Origin of the sequence: Actinomadura sp. NPDC048021 (genome assembly GCF_040653135.1) — a bacterium.
Taxonomy (GTDB): domain Bacteria; phylum Actinomycetota; class Actinomycetes; order Streptosporangiales; family Streptosporangiaceae; genus Spirillospora; species Spirillospora verrucosospora.
Genome location: NZ_JBEZJQ010000005.1, coordinates 92,203 through 115,570, shown reverse-complemented (window position 1 = coordinate 115,570; position 23,368 = coordinate 92,203). Strand labels below are relative to the sequence as shown.

Genomic DNA, 23,368 nt, shown 5'->3' with positions numbered 1-23,368 from the left:
GGGCGGCTACGGTCGCGGGCGTTGATGCGACCGAGTGACCGAGACCGTTCCGGGGGGCCTGGTCAGGTGCGTGCCACACGTTCCCTCGCGCTCGCGGCGGCGGCCCTGCTGGCAGGCGGGGCCGCCGGCTGCGGCGGCGGCGAGGACGACAGGGGCGGGCGGACGCCGTCCGCCCGCTCCGCCGCGCCCGCCTCCCCGGCCACGCCCGCGCCGGACGCCTGGATCCCCGGGCGGGTCGCGAAGATGAGCGTGGCCGACAAGGTGGGGCAGCTGTTCGTCCCGACCTTCTCCAGCCGCGCCGACGCGCTCACGAAGATCAGGAAGTACCGCGTGGGCGGGCTGATCTACTTCCCCGGCAACATCGGCACCCCGGCGCGGACCGCCGCGCAGTCCAACGCGCTGCAGAAGGCCTCGACGATCCCGCTGCTGCTCGGCGTCGACGAGGAGCAGGGCATCGTGTCGCGGACGCCGTTCGTCACGACGTTCCCCGGCAACATGGCGCTCGGCGCGACCCGCAGCCCCGCCGACGCCCGCGCCGCCGCCCGGGTCACCGGCGCCGAGCTGCGCGCGGTCGGCATCAACCTCGACTACGCGCCGGACGCCGACGTGAACGTGAACCCGCGCAACCCGGTGATCGGGCTGCGCTCCTTCGGGTCCGACCCCGCGCTGGCGTCCGCGCTGGTGCGGGGGGCCGTCGGCGGCTTCCAGGAGGCCGGGGTCGCCGCGGCGGCCAAGCACTTCCCCGGCCACGGCGACACCGCGACCGACAGCCACACCGGCCTGCCGGTGATCCGGCACGCGCCGCGGACGTGGGAGCGGCTGGACGCGCCCCCGTTCAGGGCGGCGATCGCCGCGAACGTCGACATGATCATGACCGCGCACATCGTCGTCCCGAAGCTCGACAAGTCGGGCGACCCGTCCACGCTCTCCAGGACGGTCCTGACGGGGCTGCTGCGCGGCAGGCTGGGCTACCAGGGCGTCATCACCACCGACTCGCTGGAAATGGCCGGGGTCCGCGAGAAGTACGGCGACGCCGGCGTCCCGGTCCGGGCGATCAACGCGGGCGCCGACCAGCTGCTGATGCCGCCGGACCTGCCGCGCGCCTACGACGCCGTGGTGAAGGCCGTCCGGACCGGGAAGATCTCGCAGCGGCGGCTGGACGAGTCGGTGACGCGGATCCTCAGGCTCAAGCAGCGGCGCGGCCTCTTCCAGAACGCCGCCGCCGACCCCGCCAAGGCCGCGGCCGCGGTCGGCACCCCCGCGAACAAGGCCGTCGCGCGGGGCGTCGCCGAGCACGCGGTCACCCTCGTCCGCAACGACGGCGGCGTGCTGCCCCTCAAGGGCAGGAAGGTCGCCGTGTCCGGGCCTGACAGCGGCCGGCTCCAGGCGGCCCTGCGCCGCCAGGGCGTCGCGGTCACGGCGCCAGGCTCGGCCGACGTCACCGTGCTGACCACCGTGAACGCGGGGGCGGCGACCGCGTCCCGGATCCGGGCGCTCGGCTCCAGGCCGGTGGTCGTCGCCGCGCTCGGCCGCCCCTACGACCTCGACTCGGCGGGCGGCGCGAAGGCGGCGCTCGCCACCTACTCCTCCAGCCGGGTCTCGGTGGAGGCGCTGGCCAGGGTGCTGAGCGGAGCGGTGAAGCCCACCGGCAGGCTGCCGGTTCCGGCGGGCGGGAAGCCCGCCGGGCACGGGCTGGGCTACCGGTAGGGGCCGCCGCCCGGCACCGGCGAGGCGTTGGACGCGAGGACCGCTCTGCTGGGAGGATCGGGCCGCCTTCGCGCTTCCAGGAGGTCCCCGTGCGCGTCCGATCGTCCCTCGCCGCCCTGGCGCTGCTCCCGCTGCTGGCGGCCTGCGGGGGCGGCGGCGAGGTCACGATGCCGCCGCTCACCCCCGAGCCCGGCGACTCCCGGCCCGCCCAAGCCTCGACCGCCGCGCCTCCGCGGCAGACGCTCCCGGCGCGGCTGGCGCTCTACAAGTACCTGCGCGGGATCTCGGTGGGCGACGCCAGGGCGTGCGCGTACCTGGCGCCCGCCTACGAGCGGCGCGTGTTCGGCGGGCCCGGCCGGTGCCGTTCGGGGCTCGGCCGGGCCCGCGCGAAGCTGCGCCCGCAGGATCTCGCGGCGCTGCGCGGCGTGACCGTCCCGACCTGCGAGGCCGGGCCGGGCGCCGGGGAGTGCACCGTCCGGTTCGAGCACCTGCGGTGGAAGACCGCGCCCGCCCGTCCCGGCGGACTGCTCGCCGCGAGCTTCGTCCTGCGGGGACGCGGGAGCCGCTGGCTCGTGGCGGGCTGACCGCGGGTCAGAGCCCGAGGTCCGCCAGTCCGGGCAGGTGGGCGCGGGCCGCCTCCCTGGCCTGCTCGGCGGTGCGCGCGGCACGGGCCGCCGCGGCCGCCGCGCGGCACTCCTCCAGCGTGTGCCGCACGAGCGCCGCCCGCACCAGCGGGAGGGACGGCGCGCTCATCGACAGCGACGTCACGCCGAGGCCCACCAGCACGCAGGCCAGCGCCGGATCGCCGGCGGCCTCCCCGCACACGCCGCACGGGACGCCCGCGCCGGCCGCGGGGGCGACCAGGTCGAGGACGGCGGGCTGCCACGGGTCCTGGAGGTGCGCGAGGCCGCCGACCTGCCGGTCCGCCGCGCACGCGTACTGGGTGAGGTCGTTGGTGCCGATGCTGAAGAACTCCACCTGGGGCGCCAGGTCGCGGGCGCGCAGCGCGGCCGCGGGAACCTCGATCATGACGCCGGGATGCTCGACGCCGGCCTCCCGGCACGCGGCCGCGAAGAAGGCGGCCTCCTCCGCGTCCGTCACCATCGGCGCCATGACCTGCAGCTTGACGCTGAGACCCGCGGCGGCGCGGGTCAGCGCGGCGAGCTGCGAGGCCAGCACGTCCGGGTGGCGGCGCATCATCCGCAGGCCCCGCTCGCCGAGCGCCGGGTTCGGCTCCTCACCGGGGGCGGGCAGGAACGCCAGCGGCTTGTCGGCGCCGGCGTCGAGCGTCCGGACGACCACGCGGCCCTCCGGGAACGCCTCCAGCACCTTCCGGTACGCCTCCTCCTGCTCCCCGTCGGACGGCGGCGCCGCGCGGTCGAGGAACAGGAACTCCGTCCGGTACAGGCCGACGCCCTCGGCGCCGTTCGCCAGCGCCGCCTCCACGTCCTTGGGGCCGCCGACGTTGGCCAGCAGCGGGACCGGGTGCCCGTCCCTGGTCGCGCCCGGCCCGGTGGACTCCTCCAGCGCGGACGCGCGGGCCGCGGCGGTCGCCCGCGCCGCGGCCACCTCCGCCTCGGACGGGTCGGGGAGCACCGTCCCCGCGGCGCCGTCCACCAGGACGCGGGTCCCCTCGGCCAGCGAGGCGGCGCCGGGCAGCGCGACCACGGCCGGGACGCCCATCGTCCGCGCCAGGATCGCGGTGTGGCTGGTGGGGCCGCCCTCCTCCGTCACGAACGCCACGACCTGCGCCGGGTCGAGGACGGCCGTGTCCGCCGGGGCGAGGTCGCGGGCGACCAGCACGAACGGCTCGTCGGACTCGGGGACGCCCGGCATCGGGAGCCCGAGCAGCCGGGCGATCGCGCGGTCGCGGATGTCGTCGAGGTCGGTGACCCGCGCGGCCATGTACTCGCCGGCCCCGGCGAGCATCTCCCGGTAGACGCCGAACGCCTCGAACACGGCGCGGGCCGCCGACACCCCCTCGTCGATCTTGGCGCGGACGCCGTCGGCGAGCCCGGGGTCGCGGGCCATCATCGCCTGCGCGTTCAGCACGTCACGGCCGTCGGTGTTGCCGGCCGCGGCCGCGCGCTCCCCGCGCTCCTCCAGGTCGGCGGCGACGGCCTCCAGGGCGGCCAGCGCGGAGTCGCGCTCGACGCCGGCGTCGCCGCCGTGGCGGGACCCGGCGGGCGGCTCCGGCACGGCCCCCGCGATGGTGCGCACCGGCCCGGTCCCGACACCGGGGCTGACGCCCGCGCCCTGCATCACCTCGCCCACCTCAGGCCCCCTCGGGCTCCGGGGTGGACAGCAGCTTCTCCAGGCTGTCGAGCAGCTCGTCGGCCCCATCGCCCTCGGCGGACAGCACGATCTCCTCGCCGTGCCGCGCGTCCAGCCCGAGCACGGCGAGGATGCTCTTGGCGTTCACCGGGGAGCCGCCGCGCTTGGACACCGTCACGTCCATCGGGGCCTTGGCCGCGGTCTGGACGAACAGCGCGGCCGGCCGTGCGTGCAGCCCCACCCTGGACTCGATCTTGACGTTGCGCTCGGTCACCGCATTACTCCCAATCAGCTCGTTACCGTCCGGTGCACCCGCAGCGCGGGGCCCGGCACGACGTCCACTTCGATGAAATCGGCCACCAGATGGTCGGCCCTGGCCAGCGCGCCCACCGACTGCGTGGTGACAACGCCGACGCATGTCATTCCCGCGGCCTTGACGGCCGCGACCCCTGCCGGGGCGTCCTCGAACCCGACCGCCTCCTGCGGCGGGACGTCCAGGTCGCGCGCGGCGGCCAGGTATCCCTCCGGGTGCGGCTTGCCGGTGACGACGTCACCGGCGGTCACCACGAGGTCGAGCAGGCCGCGGATGCCCAGCAGGTCCAGCAGGCGCTCGGCGTAGGGCCGCTGCCCCGACGTCACCACCGCCAGCGGCACGCCCGCGTCCGCCAGCGACCGGACGAGGTCGACCGCGCCGGGAACGGGCGCCACGTCCGGCATCCCCGGCAGCGACTCGTAGGAGACCGCCTGCTCGAACAGCTCCTCGACCGTCCGGCCGGGGAACAGGTGCACGTGGTCCGCCAGCGCCTCGGTCCCCCGCCGCCCCGCGAACGAGCCGATCAGCGCCTCGTCCCAGGGGACGCGGTGGGCGTCGAACAGGCGCGACCACATCACGCGGTTGCGCGGCTCGGTGTCGATGAGGGTGCCGTCGAGATCGAAGACCGCCGCGCCGAGACCGATCACCGCCATGTGCTCAGCTCCATGTGAACAGCTCGGTCCCCTTCGCCACCTCGCCCGACTCGCGCACGTCCGACAGGGCGTCGGCGCCCGCGTCCAGCGCGACGACCGCGCAGATGGGCGAGCGGCCGCCCGCCTCGATCACCGCGGGGTCCCAGCCGACGAGCGGCTGCCCGGCGGTCACCTCATCGCCCTCGGCGGCCAGGAGCTCGAACCCCTGCCCCTTCAGCTTGACGGTGTCGATGCCGAGGTGCACCAGGACTCCGTGGCCCTCGGCGTCCACCACGACGTAGGCGTGCGGGTGCAGCTTGACGATCTTCCCGGTGACGGGCGCGATGGCGTGGCCGGGACCGCGCTCGGGGTCGACGGCCGTGCCCGGGCCGACCATGGCCTGGGCGAACACCGGGTCCGGGACGCCGGCGAGGCCGACGACCCGGCCGGCGACCGGGGACAGTACTCGGGTCATCAGAGGGGTTCCCTTGGTCGGTCGAGGAGGTCTGGTCAGTCGAGGAGGTCCTCGATGTCGCTGGCGATGGTGTCGGCCTCGGGCCCCACGACGACCTGGACGACGGAGCCGCTGCGCATGACGCCGAACGCGCCCGCCTTCTTGAGGGCCGGCTCGTCGACCTTTCCGGCGTCGGAGACCTCGGTGCGCAGCCGGGTCGCGCACGGCTCGATCTCCACGATGTTGTCGGCCCCGCCCAGGGCGGCGATGATGGCCTCGGCCTTGTCCATGCTCGTTCTCTCTTCTCGGGATCCGGGTGCTCAGTCGGTCTGGGTGACCTTGTTGAGGCCGCGCGGGACGTCGGGGTCGATCCCGAGCCGGCGGGCGAGGTTCTCGACCATGATCTGGCCGGGGACGATGAGGCCCAGCGGCGCCACCCACTCGGGGAGGCCGGGACCGGGCAGCGCGGCCGAGCACGCCTCCGCCAGCTCCGCTCCGCCGCCCACGCCGAACGCGCGGGCCCCCGCACCGCGCACCCGGTGGGCCAGGGCGACGGTGCCCGGCAGCGTCGGCCCGGAGTCGGCGGCGACCAGCAGCGCCGGGGTCTGCGCGTCGACGACCGCGATCGGGCCGTGCAGCAGGTCGGCGTAGGAAAGCCCCATGGCGTGCAGGTAGCACGCCTCCTTGATCTTCAGCGCCAGCTCCAGCGCGGTCCCGAACGCGATTCCACGTCCGGAGACCACCGTACCCGGGACCTTCGCCAGCTCCTCGACGATCTCCGGCAGCGCGGGCGAGGCCTCGGTCAGCGCGATCATCCGGGCGACCTCGTCGGGGACGCGGCGCAGGTCGTCCTCGGCGACCTGGGCGCCGAGCCCGAGGCCGAGCACCGACAGCGCGGCGAGCTGCGTCGTGTAGGTCTTGGTCGCCGGCACGGCGATCTCGGCGCCCGCCTGCGTGACCAGGGCGACCTCGGCGGCCTCGGCGAGCGGCGACCCGGCGCCGTTGGTGACCGCGACCGTCCGGGCGCCGCAGTCGCGCGCCCAGTCGAGCGTCTCGACGATCTCCTCGGTCTTGCCGGACTGGCTGATCGCCACGGCCAGCACGCCGGACAGGTCCAGCCGGCGGCGGTAGGCGGTCGCGATGGACGGCGCGGCGAGCGTGGCCAGCCGCCCGGCGTGCGCCTCCACCAGGTAGCGCCCGTACACCGCGGCGTTGTCGGACGACCCGCGCGCGATGAACAGCACCTGCCGCGTCTCCCGCGCCAGCGCCCCGACGTCGGCGACGCGCGGGAGGAGCGCGTCGATCGTCCGGCGCAGCGCGTCCGGCTGCTCACCGATCTCGGCGCGCATCTGACTGGTCATGATCCCCCTCCGAAGACTTCCTGCCCGTTGATCCAGGTCGCAAGCGCCCGGTGGTCCGGCCCCAGCCAGACCAGGTCGGCCGCGGCGCCGGGGGCGATCCGGCCGAGGTCCGGCCGGCCGGCGAGGTCGGCCGGGACCCGGGTCGCGGCGTCGACCGCGTCGGCCGGGTCGACGCCGAGCGCGATCGCGTTGCCGACCGCCTCGTCCAGCCGGAGGCCGGATCCGGCGATGGTGCCGTCGGCGCGCAGCGGCGGGCCCTGCTCGGGCATGGTGATGGGCTCGCCGCCGAGGTCGTAGGTGCCGGGCGGCATCCCGGCTGCCGAGGCCGCGTCGGTGACGAGCACGACCCGTCCCGCCGCGGCCCGCAGCACCAGCGTCGCCACCTCGGGGCCGACGTGGTGCAGGTCGAGGATGAGACCGGGGCTCAGCCGCTCGTCGATGAGGGCCTGCACGGCCACGCCCGGGTCGCGGTGGTGGACGCCGGTCTGCGCGTTGAAGATGTGGGTGACCTTGCGTGCGCCGGCGTCGGCCGCGGCGGCGACCTGCGCGGCGGTGGCGTCGCTGTGCCCGACGCTGACCAGCACGCCCGCCGCGGTCAGGGTGCGGATCGCCTCCAGGGCGCCGTCCCGCTCGGGGGCGAGGGTGACCAGCTTGACCAGGCCCGTCTCCAGCAGTGTCGCGATGTCGGCGGGCGCGGGGTCGGTGAGATGCGCGGCGTTGTGCGCGCCCTTGCGCTTCTCCGACAGGAACGGGCCTTCGAGGTGGACGCCGAGGACGCGGGCCCCGGGCGGCAGGTCCGGCAGCAGGTCGCGGGTGCGGAGGAGCGCCTCGGCCTGCGCGCGCACCGGGGCCGTGATGAAGGTGGGGAGGAACGCGGTCACGCCGGTCTCGGGCAGGCGGGAGACGACGGTGTGCCAGGCGGCGGCGTCGGCGTCCACCATGTCGTGCCCGAAGTACCCGTTCACCTGGAGGTCGACGAGGCCGGGCGCGAGGAGGCCCTCGGGGAGGTGGACGTCGGGCGCGCCCTCCGGACGCCCTTCCCCGGCCTCGACGATCACCCCGTCCGCGACGCGGACGTAGCCCGGGGACACGACGCGGTGCGGGCCGGCCGCCGGGGTGAGGACCATCTGTTCGGCCGTGATCAGCAGTGATGCCATGGGGGCGCGCTCTCTGTGACGCGATGATCGCGGGTGGGGTTCCTCCGGATAGCAACTGGTCTAGTCCGGACTAGACCAGTACGCACCATACTCCACGAATCGGAGGGAGATGAAGACGCGGGGCGAAACTTCGTCCGACGCGGGAGCGCCGCGGGAGTTCCGGCAGCCGGAACACGGGGAAGGGAGCCGGAAATGGTCAGGAACCGGGGTCGGAACCGGAGGCAGCGTCCGGCACGGGGTACCTGACCTGCGGTTTTGTCGATCTTGACGTCGCCGGCGCGTGATCGAGCCGTTACGGATTCGTGCATTGACATGTCTTTCGGAGCTGTGGTCTAGTCCGGCCTAGACCAGTACGAACCAAATCGAATACCGTCGAACGACCGACCAGCCCACCCATCCGTCGAAACCCGGCGAATCCCATCGATCCGGCCACCGGCCATCGAGGAAACCCCCGTGACGACCATCGACCCGCACAGTCCGGTACCGAAGTACTTCCAGCTCCGCGCGATCCTGCTCGACCTCATCGAGAGCGCGGAACTGCCCGTCGACGCCCCGATCCCCTCGGAGCGCGAGCTGTGCGTCCGGTACCGACTGTCCCGCATGACCGTCCGGCAGGGCGTCGACCAGCTGGTGTCCGAGGGGCGGCTCTACCGCGTCCCCGGCAAGGGCACCTTCGTCGCCCGGCCAAAGATCGAGATGCCGCTGCGGCTCGTCTCGTTCACCGAGGACATGCTGGCCCGGGGGCTGCGGCCCGGGGCCGTCGACCTGGACCGGCGCACGGTCCCGGCCGACGCGCGGCTCGCCCGGATCTTCGACGTCGAGCCGGGCACGCAGATCCACGTCATCGAGCGGCTGCGCACCGCCGACGGGGAACCCATGGCACTCGAACGCGCGCATATCCTGGCCTCGCTCGCGCCCGACCTGCTCGATCGCAGGCTCGCGGACCGCTCCCTCTACGGCGTCCTCGAAGCGGTCTACGGGCTCGTCTTCGACGCGGGCGACCAGACCATCGACGCCAGCCTGGCCGACGCCGCCGACGCCAGGCACCTGCAGATCGCCCGGGGCAGTGCCGTGCTGCTCCTGCAACGGCGCTCCTACACCGGAGGAGTGTGCGCCGAGCTGGGCGTGTCGACCTACAGGGCGGACCGCTACCAGATCCACACGGCGCTCGGAAATCCCCCGCCGCACTCCTGAAACCCCTGAGGAGGAACCTCGCGATGACTGCGACAACAGTGGACTCCGCGCCGCGCCGAGGGTCGAGCGCCCTCGCGGTGCTGCAGCGCATCGGCCGCAGCCTGATGCTGCCGATCGCCGTGCTGCCCGCCGCCGCGCTGCTGCTCCGGTTCGGCCAGCCCGACATGCTCGGCGCGGACGGCCTCGGCTGGGACCGCGTCGCCGAGGTCGTCGGCGGCGCGGGCCAGGCCCTGTTCAGCTACCTGCCGCTGCTGTTCGCGGTCGGCGTGGCGATCGGGTTCGCCCGCAAGTCCGACGGATCCACCGCGCTCGCCGCCGTGGTCGGATACCTGGTGTTCGACCAGGTCTCCAAGATCATGTTCTCGCACAGCGACGAGCTCAAGGGCAACGTGCTGATCACCAAGGTGGTGGACGGGGCGCCCAAGGAGGTCATCGACTTCGGGGCCAAGAACCCCACCGACGTGCTCGGCGGCATCCTCATCGGCGTCGTCGCCGCGCTGCTCTACCAGCGCTTCTACCGGGTGAAGCTGCCCACCTACCTGGCGTTCTTCGGCGGCCGCCGGTTCGTCCCGATCATCACGGCGGTCGCCGCCCTGGTGCTCGGCGTCCTGGTCGGCTTCATCTGGCCGGTGTTCGGCAGCTGGCTGACCGACTTCGGCAACTGGATCACCGGCGCGGGCGCCGCCGGCGCCGGCATCTACGGCGTCATCAACCGCCTGCTGCTGCCGTTCGGCCTGCACCACATCCCGAACTCGCTGATCTGGTTCGTGTTCGGCTCCTACAACGGCCCGGACGGCACCGTGCACGGCGAGATCAACCGGTACCTGGCCGGCGACCCGCACGCGGGCGGCTTCCTCGCCGGGTTCTTCCCCGTCCTGATGTTCGGCCTGCCCGGCGCGGCCCTCGCCATCTGGCGCGCCGCTCCCCCGCACCGCCGCCCCGCGGTCGGCGGCATCATGATCTCCGCCGCGCTCACCGCGTTCGTCACCGGCGTCACCGAGCCGATCGAGTTCGCGTTCATGTTCGTCGCGCCCGTCCTGTACGGGGTGCACGTCGTCCTCACCGGCATCTCGATGGCGGTCCTGGAGGCGGCCGGAGCCCAGCTCGGCTTCGGCTTCTCCGCGGGCGGCATCGACCTGCTGCTGAACGCCTCGAAGGACAACACCAAGGGCCTGTGGCTCATCCTCGGCATGGGCGTCCTGTACTTCTTCCTGTACTACTTCATCTTCAAGTTCCTGATCACGAAGTTCAACTTCGCGACCCCGGGCCGCGAACCCGAGGACGAGGAGTCGACGGCCGTCGACGCGGGCGCCGACCCCGAGCTCGCGGGCGGGAAGAAGAAGAGGAACCGCAAGGGCACCGCCGAGCCGCAGGACTCCGCGGCGGGCTGAGCCCTCCCCCCGAGTCCCGGGCCCCCGCACCCCGGGACTCGCTCCCGAAGGCGGCGGGACGCGCTTCGCGTCCCGCCGCCTTTCCCATTCCCGTTACGGGAGCGGCCGTAAGCGGTCAGGACGTATTTTCCACAAGCTTCGTGACTCCTGTTTCAAAAAGCGATTCAGGAGGTTTCATGGTGCGTCCGGTCAGAAGCGGGGCGGTTCGGTTCGTCAGTTATCGCCCGTCCCCCGCCGTGCACGGAGCGTTGGCGCTGCGCCCCGCGGCGGGGCCCGCGCCGCAGGGCCCGGGGCTGCGGCTGGTCCGTCCGGCGGCCGGGGAGGACGCGGAGGTCCAGGCCGTCGCGGAGGCGGCCGGTCGGCTCGCCGTGGAGGTCCTGGCGGGGACGCGGCCGCCGCACCAGCTGTCGCTCGTGGCCGTCCCGGCGGTCTGCCGGGAGATCGCCGCCCAGCTCGGCCCGGGGACGCGCCGGGGGCGGATCGTCCCGCCGAAGGTCCTGTCGACGCGCTCGCAGCGGCCGGCGCCCGACGTCGCCGAGGCGGTCGCCCTGGTCGTCGTGGCGGGACGCGTCCACGCGCTGGCGCTGCGGCTGGAGCACGCGAGGGGCCGGTGGCGCTGCACGGCGCTGGAGACGACCGCGCCCTGACGGCCGTGACGCGGCCTGGGACGCGTGGAGGGCCCTGACCACGCGCGAAGCGGCCCTGACATGCGGAAGCGGCCTCCCGAGGCTTCGGGAGGCCGCTTCCGCGCGTCCTGCTCGTGCTCGCCGGCGCCCTACTTGGCCTTGCTGCGCGGGTCGCCGTGGCAGCGCTTGAACTTCTTGCCGGAACCGCAGGGGCACGGGTCGTTGCGGTTGACGCCCGCGTACTCGTCCGCGGTCTCCTCGCTGTGGTGCTCGACGCCGCCCTCGCCGTCGACGGTCGGGGCCGAGTACTCCAGCTTCTTCGGGCGCTTGGGCTGGTCGAGGCCCTTCGCCTTGATCGAGACGGCCTCCTCGGCCTCCTCGACGTCGGCCTCCTCGGCCTTCTCCATGTCCACCGCGGGGGCGGACTCGGCGACCGCCACCGGCTCGGCGCCCACGACCGGGGTCTCCGGCTGCTCCTCCACCTCGACCTCGAGGTTGAAGAGGTAGCCGACCGACTCCTCCTTGATGCCGTCGAGCATCGCGTTGAACATGTCGTAGCCCTCGCGCTGGTACTCCACCAGCGGGTCGCGCTGCGCCATGGCCCGCAGGCCGATGCCCTCCTGGAGGTAGTCCATCTCGTAGAGGTGCTCGCGCCACTTGCGGTCCAGCACCGACAGCACGACGCGGCGCTCCAGCTCGCGCATGACCTCCGCGCCGAGCTCCTCCTCGCGCTTGTCGTAGGCCGCCAGGGCGTCCTCGCGGATCTTCTCGGCGAGGGTCTCGGCGTCCAGGCCGGAGATGTCGCCGCCGATGTCCTCGACCAGCTCGTCCACCGTCAGCGAGATCGGGTAGAGCTGCTTGAACGCCTTCCACAGCTTGTCGAGGTCCCACTCCTCGGCGAAGCCCTCGCCGGTGGCGCCCGCGACGTAGCCGGCGACGACCTCGTCGATCATCCGGCGGACCTGGTCGTGCAGGTCCTCGCCCTCCAGCACCTTGCGGCGCTCGGCGTAGATGACCTTGCGCTGCCGGTTCAGCACCTCGTCGTACTTCAAGACGTTCTTGCGCATCTCGAAGTTCTGCTGCTCGACCTGGCTCTGCGCCGACTTGATCGCGTTGGAGACGATCTTGGACTCGATCGGCACGTCGTCCGGGATGTTCAGCCGGGTCATGATCGACTCGACGCGGGCCGAGTTGAACAGCCGCATCAGGTCGTCCTCCAGGGAGAGGTAGAACCGGGACTCGCCCGGGTCTCCCTGCCGGCCGGAGCGCCCGCGCAGCTGGTTGTCGATGCGCCGGGACTCGTGCCGCTCGGTCGCCAGGACGTACAGGCCGCCGACGTCGACGACCTCCTCGTGCTCGCCCTTGACGTCCTCCTTGGCCTTCTCCAGCGCCTCGGGCCAGGCGGCCTCGTACTCCTCGGGCGTCTCCAGCGGCGACAGCCCGCGCTGGTGCAGCGCCAGGTCGGCGCGGAAGTCGGGGTTGCCGCCGAGCATGATGTCGGTGCCGCGGCCCGCCATGTTCGTCGCGACGGTGACGCCGCCCTTGCGGCCCGCCTCCGCGACGATCGCCGACTCCTGCTCGTGGTGCTTGGCGTTCAGCACCGCGTGCGGGATGCCGCGCCGCTTGAGCATCTTGCTCAGCCGCTCGGACTTCTCCACCGACGTCGTGCCGACCAGGACCGGCTGGCCCTTCTCGTGCCGCTCGGCGATGTCGTCGACCACGGCCTCGAACTTGGCCTGCTCGGTCTTGTAGACGACGTCCGCGACGTCCTGGCGGATCATCGGCTTGTTCGTCGGGATCGGCACCACGCCGATCTTGTACGTCTTGTTGAACTCCGCCGCCTCGGTGTCGGCGGTGCCGGTCATGCCGGACAGCTTGTTGTAGAGGCGGAAGTAGTTCTGCAGGGTGATCGTGGCGAGCGTCTGGTTCTCGTCCTTGATCGCCACGCCCTCCTTGGCCTCGATGGCCTGGTGCATGCCCTCGTTGTAGCGGCGGCCGTGGAGGATGCGGCCGGTGAACTCGTCCACGATCAGGACCTCGCCGTTCATGACGACGTAGTCCTTGTCGCGCTTGTAGAGCTCCTTGGCCTTCAGGGCGTTGTTGAGGAAGCTCACCAGCGGCGTGTTGACCGAGTCGTAGAGGTTGTCGATGCCGAGCCAGTCCTCGACCTTCTCCACGCCGGCCTCGGTGACGCCGACCGTCCGCTTCTTCTCGTTCACCTCGTAGTCGCCGGGCCCGTACTCGTCGACCTGCCCGGCCGTGCTGACCAGCTCGGCGCGCTTCAGCCGCGGGACGATCTTGGCGAACTCCGAGTACCACTTGGAGTTCTGCTCGGCCGGACCGGAGATGATCAGCGGCGTGCGGGCCTCGTCGATGAGGATCGAGTCGACCTCGTCCACGATCGCGAAGTTGTGGCCGCGCTGGACGCACTCCTCCAGGCTCCACGCCATGTTGTCGCGCAGGTAGTCGAACCCGAACTCGTTGTTCGTCCCGTAGGTGATGTCGGCGTTGTAGGCCGCCCGGCGCTCGTCCGGGGTCATCTGCGGGAGGATGACGCCGACCTCGAGGCCGAGGAACTGGTGGATGCGGCCCATCCACTCGGCGTCGCGCTTGGCCAGGTAGTCGTTCACCGTGACCACGTGGACGCCCTCACCCGACAGGGCGTTCAGGTAGGCGGGGAGCACACAGGTCAGGGTCTTGCCCTCACCCGTCTTCATCTCGGCGATGTTGCCGAGGTGCAGCGCCGCGCCGCCCATCACCTGGACGTCGTAGTGGCGCTGGCCGAGCACGCGCTTGGCGGCTTCGCGTGCGGTCGCGAACGCCTCGGGCAGCAGCTCGTCCAGGGACTCGCCGTCGGCGAGGCGCTCCCGGTACTTGTCGGTCAGCTCGCGCAACTCGGCGTCGCTCATCTCGAGGAAGTCCTCCTCGATCGAGTTGACCTGATCCGCGAGCTTCTTGAGCTTGCGCAGAGTTTTTCCCTCGCCCGCACGAAGGATCTTGTCGATGACTGGCGGCACTCTCGAAGGCTCCTTGCAGATCGTGGGTCACCGCTCCAGGCGGCGCGCACACCACACGTACGATGCCCATCGTAGGCGAGACCCAGAATGGTCTAGGTCACTCCGGAGCGCAATCCACAGAGCACCCCGTTTGACTTTCGGGGCCCCGGAGAAGATGTCTCACACCTCAGGAGGGAGCCGCTATGTCTGAAGAGTCGCACGGTTCGCACGCCGGCAGGCCGAGTTCGTGGATCGCCGTCGCCGTCATCTTCGCCGGTTTCGTGGTAGGCGGCGTCGGCCTCTGCCTGGGCCCCCTGTGGGTCATGTTCTGGGCCGGCGCGGGCATCGTTGTGCTCGGCATGCTCGTCAGCTGGGTCGTCCACCTGTTCTCCGACGTCGTCGTGGACGCGCCTCGCGTCATCCCCGAGATCGTCGACTACTCGCTGTTCGGATCCCACTCCGACAAGCGGCGCGGCGGCAAGTCCGGCGAGGTCCTGGACACCCCCGTGGCCACCGACACCCAGCAGGCCCCCCACGGCTGACCTCCCCGCCCCAGACCCCGAAAGCCGCCCCCGACCACAACCCGGCGGGCGGCTTCCTGCTTCCCTCCCCACCTTGAGCAGAAGGTGACAAACCGAGGCGGCAGGGCTCGGAAGACGACCACGAAGTCAAGGCGACCACCAGGTTCCCCAACGCACGGCCCGGCCCTCGTCCCCGAGCAGGGCCCCAGGCCACTTTGGCCGCAAGGCGGCTCTGAGGGTTAAGGCGACTCTCCGGATTTCCGTCGCTTTCGCCGTACTCCCACCCGCCCGGCGGAGACGGACACCCCAGGGGCAGGGCTCAGACGACGGCTGCGGACGCCTGGACGACCTCCCGTCCCAGCGCGCCACCGTCCTCCCGGAGCACCCCCGAGCAGCGATAAGCCACCCCACGGGGTGCTCAGGAGGTGGCTGCGGGTGCTTGGGCGGCTTCTCTTTGCAGGTGTGCCGCTGTTCCCGTGGAGGGGCTCTGAGCAGGGATTGAGCGGGCTCAGGGGGCCGCTCAGGAGGGGGCTGTCTCGGTCAGGGCGGTTTTGAGGAGGGTGGGGGGCAGGGTGGTGCGCTCTACGCGAACGTCGTCGCAGCCGACCCAGGACGCGGCGCGCCACAGGGCTGTGGCGAGGGCCGTCGTCGACGATTCCGTGCGGGCGGCGGTGCGGGTCGCCCACGGTTCCATGGACACCTGGCGGGCGATGAGCGTGCGGCCCTCCCTCGCGGGGTCGACGCGTCCGATGAGGCGCCCGCCGGCCAGGAGCGGCATCGCGAAGTAGCCGTGGACGCGCTTGGCCTTCGGGACGTACGCCTCCAGGCGGTGGTCGAAGCCGAAGACGCGTGAGGCGCGGGCGCGGTCCCAGACGAGGGAGTCGAAGGGCGAGAGCAGCGCGGTGGCGTGCCTGCCCTTGGGCGGTGAGGCCAGCGCGGCGGGGTCGGCCCAGGCGCGCTGGGTCCATCCGGCGACCTCGACGGGGACGAGCCCGGCCGCCTCGACCACGCGGTCGACCTGGTCCTGCTTGATCCGGTAGTAGTCGGCCAGGTCGCCGCGGGTGGCCACGCCGAGGGCCCGTCCCGCGCGGGCGACGAGGGCGGTCAAGCAGGTGTCGTCGTCGAGGTCCTGCGCGAGGAGGGCGGCGGGGACGGCCCGTTCGGCGAGGTCGTACACGCGGCGCCAGCCGACCCGCTCGACGCAGACGACCTCGCCGATGTCCAGCAGCCACTCGATGCCGATCTTGTGGTCGCTCCAGTCCCACCAGTCGGCGCTCGCCTTGGCGCCGCCGAGCTCCTTGGTGGTGAGGGGGCCGTCCGCGCCGAGCCGGGCGCGGATCTCCTCGCAGACGCCCTCGGGGACCTTGTGCCAGCGCCAGCCGCGGCGCAGGTACGCGCGGCGCCGGAACGCGAACAGCGGCCAGTCGGCCATGGGCAGGATGGAGGCGGCGTGCGCCCAGTACTCGAACGTCCCGCCGGTGGCGGAGCCGGGCTTCGCGGAGCGGCGGGAGCTGACGGCCTGCCCGCCCCAGTAGGCGGCCTCGATCTTGTCGCGCCCGACCGGGCCGAGGCGTGCGTAGGGCACCAGCTCGTGGGACCGTGCCAGCACCGAGATCGTGTCGAGCTGGACGGCGCCGAGCCGTTCCAGCATCGCCGGCACGCCCCCCTTCGGACGCGCCCCCAGGAAGCCCTGGGCGCGCAGCTGGAGCCGTCGTGCCTCGTCCGCGCTGAGTTCCACCACGGCGGCGATGCTACGACACAACACCGACAAACCCGGATTGCCGGTCGCCCCGGGTCAGGTGATCTCCAGGAGTTTCTCGCGGACGGCGTAGACGACGGCCTCCATGCGGGAGTGGAGCTGGAGCTTCTCCAGGATGTTGCGCACGTGGTTCTTCACCGTGTTCTCGGAGATGAACAGCTCCCGCGCGATCTCGCGGTTGCCCAGGCCGCGCGCGACGAGCCGCAGCACCTCCATCTCGCGCTCGGTGAGGCGGGGCGCGGGGACCTGCTGGGTGCGCTCCTCGCTGCGCTTGGCCAGCGAGGCGAACTCGGTGATGAGCTTGGACGCCATCGACGGGCTGATCAGCGACTGGCCGCCGTGCACGGCGCGGACGGCCTGCGGGACCTCGTCGATCGAGATCTCCTTGAGCAGGTAGCCGCTGGCGCCGGCCTTGATCGCCTCGAAGAGGTCCTCCTCCTCGTCGCTGATGGTCAGCATGACGATCTTCGCGCTGGGCGCGGCCTCCTTGATCGCGGTGCAGGCCTCGATGCCACTGCGGCGCGGCATCCGGATGTCCATGAGGACGACGTCGGGCAGCAGGTCGCCGGCCATCTCCACGGCCTGCTGGCCGTCGCCGCCCTCGCCGATGACCTCGATGTCGTCCTCGCCCTGGAGGACCATCTCCAGGCCGCGGCGGAAGAGCGCGTGGTCGTCGACGATGAGCACGCGGATGGGGTCTGCCGATCCGGACGGCGCTGCCGCCTCCCGGCCGGCGGGGGCGGTGCCGGCGCCTGCCTGACGGGGTACCGCCGCGGCGTCGCGAGGCTCGGGATTCTCGCTCACCAGAGTCGCGGCGTGGAGGAGACGCCGCTTCCCCCCTTCACTATTCAGCGATATGGAACTGCCGGAGGGTCGTTCTCCGACGGGTCGTCCTCGGGAACCTACGGGGTCCGGGGACGAACCCGGGGGATTTCGGACCGGGGTGTCTCCCGGTCAACCGCCGCGCGCCCCGGGAGGTTCCCGGGACGCGCCGCGTCGCGGATCGGCTGATGCGCCTTTTCAGATCATGACATGGTTCGGGCGGTGACGTGACGCGAGTGCCGCATCACTCTTCGACGAGCCTGATGACTCCGTAGTCCCAGCCTCGCCTCCGGTAGACGACCGAGGGGTGCCCCGTGGACTTGTCGCGGTACAGGAAGAAGTCGTGGCCGACGAGTTCCATCTCGAAAAGGGCCTGCTCGATGCCCATCGGCTCGGCCTGGTGGAACTTCTCGCGGACGACCAGGGGGCCGTCGCCGTCCATGGGGATGGGGACGAGGTTCTCCTCTTGCGAGACCGCCACGGTCTCGGCCTCCGCCTCGGCTTCCACGGGCGGTGCGGCCGGCGCGGCGGGCTCGGGCGCCACGGCGGGGAGCGCCTCGGGGAGCGTCTCCATCGTGGCGAGCTTGGCGCGGCCCTTGCCGCCGTGGTTCTTCGCGCCGTGGCCCTTGCGCCGCTCCGAGTCGCGGCGGAGCCGCGACTCCAGCTTGTCCAGCGCCAGGTCGAGGGCTCCGTAGCGGTCGTCGGCGGCGGCCTCGGCCCGGATCACCGGGCCGCGGGAGCGGATCGTGAGCTCCACTCGCTCGCGCTGGTCGGCAAGGCGCGGGTTGCGTTCCTCTGAGACCTCCACGTCCACGCGGATGACCTTCTGGTCGAGCCGCTCGATCTTGGCGAGTTTGCTGTCGACGTGCCGACGGAACCTGTCGTTGACGTCGGTGTGCCGGCCCCTCACGGTGATGTTCACGTGGGACCCCCCTTCTCCCGGTTGCGATTCATGCCCGTTCCGGGACCCCTGACAGCCCCGGACGGGTACCACAGGACGGTGGGTCGCACCCGCCCGGCCGACCTGGTCTTCGTCCCCACATCCGCCTGCTGAGGGGCTCGCGGCGCTTTCGCCACTACTGCCCTTCTCCCGTTACGGGGGATGTCGGATCCCACGACGGGGCAGGACTTACCTCTAAGGCGCACCGTGATCGGTCGACGAGAAGTCGCCTTACGTGGGCCGTTTCGCCTGCGCCTGGCATCGGCTAGCCGGATCGTCTGCCATGCCCCTGACGGGCACTGCGATCCAACGCAACCACGGACCCGGGCGGGTGCCATGTCAGGAACGCTAACCCCTTACGCCACGAATGTCAGGGGGGTGCGGCGAGGAAAAACTCACTGACCGTCATCGTTGACTGCCTCAGCGGGGTCTTCACCCGCCTCTCCGGGACCCCGTCACGGACGCGAAACCCTTGTGTGCGCGCCGTTCACGGGCCTGACGCCCGCCCAGGTCAGCCGGGACTGGCCCCTCGGTAAGTTTCCGAAATCTCTGCCGCCCCATGTCCTCATGTGACTCGATTAACTTCACACTGTCCCCCTACACCACACAGGTCCGACAACTCCCACTACACCGCGTCACCAGAGCCGGTGCCGGGGCGTCGCCGCGATGGTGGCCGCTCCGGTCACGTCGGCGCCGGCCTCCCGCAGGGCTCGCGCGGCCTCGGCCAGGGACGCGCCCGTCGTGACCACGTCGTCCACCAGGACGACGCGGCGCCCGGCGACCTCGGCGCGCGCCTCGATGGCTCCCGCGAGGTTGGCGGCCCGCTCCCTGGCCGAGAGCCCGGCCTGGTCGGCGACACGCCCCCGCTGCCGCAGGGCGCCGAGCGCGGTCACGGGGACACCGCTCGCGCGCAGCCGCCGCACCGCTACGTCCACCGCCCCCCGCAGGGGGTCATGGCCGCGCCGCCGCACGGCTCTGCGCCCCGACGGCACCCACACCACCACCGGCGGCCCGGGTCCGGACGGCAGGGCCGCATGGACGGCCGTCGCCAGAGCCTCCCCGAGAGGGACGGCGAGCGCCGCGCGGCCGCGCTCCTTGTAGGAGGCCAGGATCGTGCGGAGCGGCCCCTCATAGGCCGCCACGGTCCACGGAGGGGGCACCCCGGCGGGCGCCTGCCCCGCCGGACGCGCCTCCGCCCGCAGCGGACGCGCGCACGCGTCGCACAGCAACCCGGGCTGATGCCCGCACCCGGCACAGCGTTGCGGAAGCAGCAGGTCGATCAGATCAGCGAGAGCACTCATGCCCTCGACGATGCCGGGCCCGCCCGTCCGCCACCCCGCACTCCCCGAACTGTGGATAACTCTCAGTGACGACGAACGCCGCCAAACGATCAACACACCGCCCCTCCCTTCGGCGTGTCGCCCCTGCCCCCAAACCGGGCCCTGGGTGAGAGGGACGGCAAGCCTCGGCCGTCTCGTCCAGGCGCTCAGCGGGCGATTCGCGCTTGGTGGCGCGGTACGGCCCGGCCCGAGGCGGCCGCCTCGGCTAAGAAGGCGGGCAGTTCTTCGGCCGTCGCGTCCAGCGCTCGGCAGGACGATGCCTGCGGCCATCCAGGCAGGAGAGCGGGCAAGCCGTGGGGCGTTGCGTCCAGGCGCTCAGCGGGCGATTCGCGCCTCGTGGCGCGGTACCGCCCGGGTCGAGGCGGTCGGCCGGGCTGAGAGGGTGGGCAGTCTCTTCCAGGGGTCGGCGGGGTGGGGATGCCGCTTTGGTGGGGCCTGGGGTCAGCCTGGGTAGGAGGGGTCCTTGGCAGGTGTGGGGCAGATCCAGGGGCTGTAGGAGTTGCTCGGGGAGCGCTGGCGGCAGACCTGGTCCTTGCCGGACGAGCGGGTTCCGATGAGGATCGGGGCGCCGGGGGCGGCGGCGATCGTGCGGGGTTCGCCCAGGGAGCCGACGCCCAGGGACGTGATGGCGCTGCCGCTGATCGGCATCAGGAACGGGAGGGTCTGCGAGTCGCGCTTGGCGCGGCCCAGGACGGCGAGGGTGCCGTAGTCGCGCCAGGCGAGGTCGACGGCGTCCTGGAGCTCGGAGCTCACGGGCAGGAACGAGCCGACGTCCAGGGCACCCCCGGAGGACTGGACTATGCGCCCCACCTGGACCTGGGGGCGCCCGTCCACGCGGGCGATCACGGCGGCGCGGACGCCGTCGCGGGCCATGCGGAAGGCGAGGACCTCGCGGCCGCCCAGGCCCCAGTGGGCGGCGCGGACGGGCGGTTTGCCGCGCCGGCGCACCCAGAGCGAGGACTCGTTCTTCTTCGTCTCCACGACCCACAGGGTGCCGTCGTGGCTCCAGGTCGGCGCGGTGAACCGGGCCCCGGGGCGCGCGGTCAGCAGGACGCGGGGCGCGGGCTGGCCGGTGACGGGGGCGGCGACCAGTACCTGGCTCTCGTCGGCGCTCAGGCCGGCGAACTCCTGGTGGTCGGGGGCGACGGCGGGACGGGTGAGGCGGCCGGCGGCGCCGGTCACCACGGGCTGGGCGCGGTCGCTCTCCAGGGTGCCGAGGAAGCCGGAGGGGCCGACGACGTAGGCGCTCTGCTGGACTCCCTCGCTGGGCACCTGGCCGTCGGGCGAGTTGCCCTCCCACCCGTTCACGGGCTGCGTGGCGCCCGTGCCGTCGGGCGCGACGGTCCGGCCCTCGATCGACAGCCGCCACGACTTGATCTCAGAGAGCTGCCGCATCGTCCACGAGAGCTGCGCCGACATCCGCTCGACGTCGCCGCCGCGGGCCTGGCCCGTGAGGTCGACGGTCGCGACGTCCTTGTCGATCTGCACGCTGCGGCGGAGGCGGGTGCCCTCCGGGAAGGCGGTGTCGACCGCGCCGTTCAGCCAGGAGGTCGGGCCGGTCAGCAGGGCCTGGACGAGCTGGGTGGGCAGCGTCTGCCGGTTCACGACCGGCAGGAAGACGCCGTTCGGGACGAGGGTGCGCCGGTCGGGCGCGAAGAAGTACAGGTTGACGGTGCGCATGGCGCGCTCGACGTCGTCCTTGGTGAGCAGCAGGCCGGCCTTGTCGTCACCGGGCAGGCCGGCGATGCGCCAGACGCCCTGCGGCGTCCTGGTGAGCTGGAACGTGGCGTCGAGCGCCTTCGGGGAGGCGGTGTACTGGCCGTCGGCGGTGATCGTGCCGAGTTCCTCGCCGGTGACGCGGACGGTCGCCTGGTTCCCGGACGACTTGATCACGTGCGGGTCGGTGATGCGGCTCGCCAGCACGGTCACGAAGGGCCGCAGTCCGGGGTTCCAGGACGTCTGGCCGGACAGGTACTGCTTGGCGACCTTGTGGCCGTCGTCGAAGCTCGCGGACGCGGCGAGGAAGCCGGAGACGATCTGGGCGGGGCCCCACTCGGGCCGCGGCTTCACCGGGATCAGCCGGACGTAGGGGTCGTCGACGCGCTCGGCGCGCTCGGCGGGCTTGCCGGAGACGACCTGGCCGCCGCTCGGGACGTTCGCGCAGCCGGCGCCGCCGAGGACCAGCACGGCGACGGCGAGCAGGCACGTGAGCCGCCGGGTTCCGGCGCAGGGGCTCATTCGCCGGCCTCCAGCTCCGCGAACAGCGGGCGGGCGTCACCGGCCCCCGGAGGGACGAGCGGCAGCGGCGAGCCCCGCAGCTCTGCCCCGGCCACGCGCGGCAGCGAGAGGCGGAACTGGGAGCCCGCGCCGGGCTCTCCCCACGCCTGGAGCCAGCCGCCGTGCAGCTGCGCGTCCTCCCGGGAGATCGAGAGGCCGAGCCCGGTGCCGCCGGTGGTGCGGGCGCGGGCCGGGTCGGCGCGCCAGAAGCGGTCGAAGACCATCTGCCCCTCCCCCGGTTTCAACCCGACCCCGTGGTCGCGGACGGCGACGGCGACGGCGTCGCGGTCGGCGCCCACGGAGACGACGATGTCCTCGCCGTCGCCGTGCTCGACGGCGTTGACGAGCAGGTTGCGCAGGATGCGCTCGACGCGGCGGCGGTCGACCTCGGCCATGCAGGGCTCGCCCGGCAGCTGCAGGATGACCTTGCTGCCCTTGCGCTCGGCGAGGCCCTGGATGTCGCCGACGACGCGCAGCACGAGGTCGCGCATGTCGAGGGACTCGGCGTCGAGCGTCGCGGCGCCGGCGTCGTGGCGGCTGATCTCCAGCAGGTCGGCCAGGAGCGACTCGAACCGTTCCAGCTGGCTCTGCAGCAGCTCCGCGGACCGCCCGACGGACGGGTCGGAGAAGCCGTCGCGGTTCTCGTAGAGCATGTCGGCCGCGATCCTGATCGTGGTCAGGGGCGTGCGCAGCTCGTGGGAGACGTCCGAGACGAACTGGCGCTGCACCTGCGACAGGTCCTCCAGCTCGCCGATCTTCTCCTGGAGGTTGGCGGCCATGTCGTTGAAGGAGCGGGCGAGCCGGGCCAGGTCGTCCTCGCCGCGGACCCGCATGCGCTCTTCGAGGCGTCCGGCGGCGAGCCGCTGCGCGCCCTGGGCCGCGAGCCGCACCGGGATGACGACCTGCCGGGTGACCAGCGAGGCGATCGCGGCCAGAAGAAGCACCAGGACGATGCCCACTCCGGCGAGGGAGCGGCTGACGTTGGTGAGGGTCTGCTGCTCCTGCGTCAGCGGGAACAGGTAGTACAGCTCGAACTGGCCGGTCTTGCCGCCGACGATGAGGCCGCGCTCGTCCGAGCGGTCGCCGACGTAGGAGAGCTTGCCGTAGGTGTAGGCGCGGGACCCGGCGGGCGCGTTCTTCAACTCCTCGCGGAGCCGCTTGGGGACGCTCTCCTGGCGCAGCTCGTTGGTCGTGTAGCCGTCGAAGTACTGCTCGGTGGTGTCGCGGATGTAGACCTCGTAGAGCCCGGAGGGCCCGCTGCGGGCCTTGAGCCGGTCGATCGTCGAGTTCAGCCTGCTGCCGTCCCCCGTGGAGTTGCCCAGGTCGCGCTGGACCTGCGCCAGGCCGTCGTCCAGCTGGAGACGGGCCGCCTTGACCTTGCCGTCCATCAGCGCGGACGACACCTGCTGCATGAGGAAGGCGCCCAGGATCGCCACCACGATCGCCGAGATGAACAGGGTGGACGTGACGACGCGGACCTGGATCGACCGGCGCCAGCGCAGGTAGCCGGTGCGGACGGCGCCCTGCAGGACGCGGCGGACCGCGCCCAGCCCGCGCCGGACGAACCGCTTCGCCCTCCTCATGTCGACGTTCATGGGAGGTCC

General features: G+C 72.6%; 20 protein-coding genes. 6 read left to right on the top strand and 14 right to left on the bottom strand.

What is annotated here, in order from left to right:
• Positions 1-66: 66 nt before the first annotated feature.
• A complete protein-coding gene (locus AB0C87_RS10520) occupies positions 67-1,707 on the top strand; it encodes a glycoside hydrolase family 3 N-terminal domain-containing protein (RefSeq protein ID WP_360577190.1) in 1,641 nt (546 codons plus the stop codon).
• Between the two features lie 89 nt (positions 1,708-1,796).
• A complete protein-coding gene (locus AB0C87_RS10515) occupies positions 1,797-2,291 on the top strand; it encodes a hypothetical protein (RefSeq protein ID WP_353832105.1) in 495 nt (164 codons plus the stop codon).
• Positions 2,292-2,298: 7 nt separating this feature from the next.
• Here AB0C87_RS10515 and ptsP read toward each other — a convergent pair whose 3' ends face one another.
• From ptsP to nagA, 7 genes are read right to left on the bottom strand one after another with little or no spacing between them, the layout of a single operon-like run.
• Positions 2,299-3,969, bottom strand: a complete 1,671-nt coding sequence (gene ptsP / locus AB0C87_RS10510; protein ID WP_360577322.1) for a phosphoenolpyruvate--protein phosphotransferase — start codon at positions 3,967-3,969, stop codon at positions 2,299-2,301.
• Between the two features lie 13 nt (positions 3,970-3,982).
• On the bottom strand, positions 3,983-4,255 hold the full coding sequence (locus tag AB0C87_RS10505; protein ID WP_345177796.1) for an HPr family phosphocarrier protein: 273 nt from the start codon (positions 4,253-4,255) through the stop codon (positions 3,983-3,985).
• A gap of 14 nt (positions 4,256-4,269) precedes the next feature.
• The gene (locus tag AB0C87_RS10500) at positions 4,270-4,947 is read right to left on the bottom strand and encodes an HAD family phosphatase (protein ID WP_345177794.1); all 678 of its coding nucleotides are present in this window, start codon (positions 4,945-4,947) and stop codon (positions 4,270-4,272) included.
• Positions 4,948-4,951: 4 nt separating this feature from the next.
• Positions 4,952-5,401, bottom strand: a complete 450-nt coding sequence (locus AB0C87_RS10495) for a PTS glucose transporter subunit IIA (RefSeq protein WP_089315944.1) — start codon at positions 5,399-5,401, stop codon at positions 4,952-4,954.
• Positions 5,402-5,436: 35 nt separating this feature from the next.
• On the bottom strand, positions 5,437-5,670 hold the full coding sequence (locus tag AB0C87_RS10490) for a glucose PTS transporter subunit EIIB (RefSeq protein WP_345177791.1): 234 nt from the start codon (positions 5,668-5,670) through the stop codon (positions 5,437-5,439).
• 30 nt (positions 5,671-5,700) lie between these two features.
• Positions 5,701-6,741: an SIS domain-containing protein gene (locus AB0C87_RS10485; RefSeq protein WP_345177790.1), complete on the bottom strand. Its 1,041-nt coding sequence runs from the start codon at positions 6,739-6,741 to the stop codon at positions 5,701-5,703.
• A complete protein-coding gene (gene nagA / locus AB0C87_RS10480) occupies positions 6,738-7,898 on the bottom strand; it encodes an N-acetylglucosamine-6-phosphate deacetylase (RefSeq protein WP_353832107.1) in 1,161 nt (386 codons plus the stop codon). The genes AB0C87_RS10485 and nagA overlap by 4 nt, the downstream gene beginning before the upstream one ends.
• A 453-nt stretch (positions 7,899-8,351) precedes the next feature.
• Between nagA and AB0C87_RS10475 the strand changes: the two genes are divergently transcribed.
• The 3 genes from AB0C87_RS10475 to AB0C87_RS10465 all read left to right on the top strand — a co-directional run bounded on the left by AB0C87_RS10475 (position 8,352) and on the right by AB0C87_RS10465 (position 11,130).
• Positions 8,352-9,092: a GntR family transcriptional regulator gene (locus AB0C87_RS10475; RefSeq protein WP_141581197.1), complete on the top strand. Its 741-nt coding sequence runs from the start codon at positions 8,352-8,354 to the stop codon at positions 9,090-9,092.
• A gap of 23 nt (positions 9,093-9,115) precedes the next feature.
• Positions 9,116-10,483, top strand: coding sequence for a PTS transporter subunit EIIC (locus AB0C87_RS10470; protein WP_345177785.1), 1,368 nt, complete (start codon positions 9,116-9,118; stop codon positions 10,481-10,483).
• Between the two features lie 176 nt (positions 10,484-10,659).
• Complete coding sequence (locus AB0C87_RS10465) at positions 10,660-11,130, top strand: Rv3235 family protein (protein ID WP_360577189.1); 471 nt, start codon at positions 10,660-10,662, stop codon at positions 11,128-11,130.
• Between the two features lie 128 nt (positions 11,131-11,258).
• On the opposite strand, the gene secA is transcribed toward AB0C87_RS10465, so the two are convergent.
• Positions 11,259-14,126 carry a preprotein translocase subunit SecA gene (secA, locus tag AB0C87_RS10460; RefSeq protein ID WP_345177781.1) on the bottom strand — a complete coding sequence of 956 codons (2,868 nt, stop codon included), beginning with the start codon at positions 14,124-14,126 and terminating at the stop codon, positions 11,259-11,261.
• Between the two features lie 182 nt (positions 14,127-14,308).
• Here secA and AB0C87_RS10455 point away from each other — a divergent pair, with 182 nt between their 5' ends.
• On the top strand, positions 14,309-14,647 hold the full coding sequence (locus tag AB0C87_RS10455; RefSeq protein WP_345177780.1) for an HGxxPAAW family protein: 339 nt from the start codon (positions 14,309-14,311) through the stop codon (positions 14,645-14,647).
• A 499-nt stretch (positions 14,648-15,146) separates the two neighbouring features.
• Here the strand turns inward: AB0C87_RS10455 and AB0C87_RS10450 are convergent, their stop codons facing one another.
• From AB0C87_RS10450 to mtrB, 6 genes are all read right to left on the bottom strand, one after another.
• Positions 15,147-16,367, bottom strand: a complete 1,221-nt coding sequence (locus AB0C87_RS10450; protein ID WP_360577188.1) for a crosslink repair DNA glycosylase YcaQ family protein — start codon at positions 16,365-16,367, stop codon at positions 15,147-15,149.
• A 54-nt stretch (positions 16,368-16,421) separates the two neighbouring features.
• A complete protein-coding gene (locus AB0C87_RS10445) occupies positions 16,422-17,078 on the bottom strand; it encodes a response regulator transcription factor (RefSeq protein WP_230298685.1) in 657 nt (218 codons plus the stop codon).
• Between the two features lie 373 nt (positions 17,079-17,451).
• Positions 17,452-18,129 (bottom strand): ribosome-associated translation inhibitor RaiA, encoded by a 678-nt coding sequence (raiA, locus tag AB0C87_RS10440; protein WP_353832110.1) that lies wholly within the window; start codon positions 18,127-18,129, stop codon positions 17,452-17,454.
• 653 nt (positions 18,130-18,782) lie between these two features.
• Positions 18,783-19,448 carry a phosphoribosyltransferase family protein gene (locus AB0C87_RS10435; RefSeq protein ID WP_360577187.1) on the bottom strand — a complete coding sequence of 222 codons (666 nt, stop codon included), beginning with the start codon at positions 19,446-19,448 and terminating at the stop codon, positions 18,783-18,785.
• Positions 19,449-19,928: 480 nt separating this feature from the next.
• Positions 19,929-21,725: an LpqB family beta-propeller domain-containing protein gene (locus AB0C87_RS10430; RefSeq protein ID WP_353832112.1), complete on the bottom strand. Its 1,797-nt coding sequence runs from the start codon at positions 21,723-21,725 to the stop codon at positions 19,929-19,931.
• Positions 21,722-23,359, bottom strand: a complete 1,638-nt coding sequence (mtrB, locus tag AB0C87_RS10425; RefSeq protein WP_360577186.1) for an MtrAB system histidine kinase MtrB — start codon at positions 23,357-23,359, stop codon at positions 21,722-21,724. Before mtrB ends, AB0C87_RS10430 begins: the two co-directional genes overlap by 4 nt.
• Positions 23,360-23,368: the final 9 nt, after the last annotated feature.

Bases quoted from the DNA above. Each gene is read 5' to 3' on its own strand.
- ptsP (WP_360577322.1), bottom strand. From the start codon at position 3,969: ATGCAGGGCGCGGGCGTCAGCCCCGGTGTCGGGACCGGGCCGGTGCGC.
- AB0C87_RS10500 (WP_345177794.1), bottom strand. From the start codon at position 4,947: ATGGCGGTGATCGGTCTCGGCGCGGCGGTCTTCGATCTCGACGGCACC.
- AB0C87_RS10495 (WP_089315944.1), bottom strand. From the start codon at position 5,401: ATGACCCGAGTACTGTCCCCGGTCGCCGGCCGGGTCGTCGGCCTCGCC.
- AB0C87_RS10490 (WP_345177791.1), bottom strand. From the start codon at position 5,670: ATGGACAAGGCCGAGGCCATCATCGCCGCCCTGGGCGGGGCCGACAAC.
- AB0C87_RS10485 (WP_345177790.1), bottom strand. From the start codon at position 6,741: ATGACCAGTCAGATGCGCGCCGAGATCGGTGAGCAGCCGGACGCGCTG.
- nagA (WP_353832107.1), bottom strand. From the start codon at position 7,898: ATGGCATCACTGCTGATCACGGCCGAACAGATGGTCCTCACCCCGGCG.
- AB0C87_RS10470 (WP_345177785.1), top strand. From the start codon at position 9,116: ATGACTGCGACAACAGTGGACTCCGCGCCGCGCCGAGGGTCGAGCGCC.
- AB0C87_RS10465 (WP_360577189.1), top strand. From the start codon at position 10,660: ATGGTGCGTCCGGTCAGAAGCGGGGCGGTTCGGTTCGTCAGTTATCGC.
- AB0C87_RS10455 (WP_345177780.1), top strand. From the start codon at position 14,309: ATGTCTGAAGAGTCGCACGGTTCGCACGCCGGCAGGCCGAGTTCGTGG.
- AB0C87_RS10435 (WP_360577187.1), bottom strand. From the start codon at position 19,448: ATGAGTGCTCTCGCTGATCTGATCGACCTGCTGCTTCCGCAACGCTGT.
- AB0C87_RS10430 (WP_353832112.1), bottom strand. From the start codon at position 21,725: ATGAGCCCCTGCGCCGGAACCCGGCGGCTCACGTGCCTGCTCGCCGTC.
- mtrB (WP_360577186.1), bottom strand. From the start codon at position 23,359: ATGAACGTCGACATGAGGAGGGCGAAGCGGTTCGTCCGGCGCGGGCTG.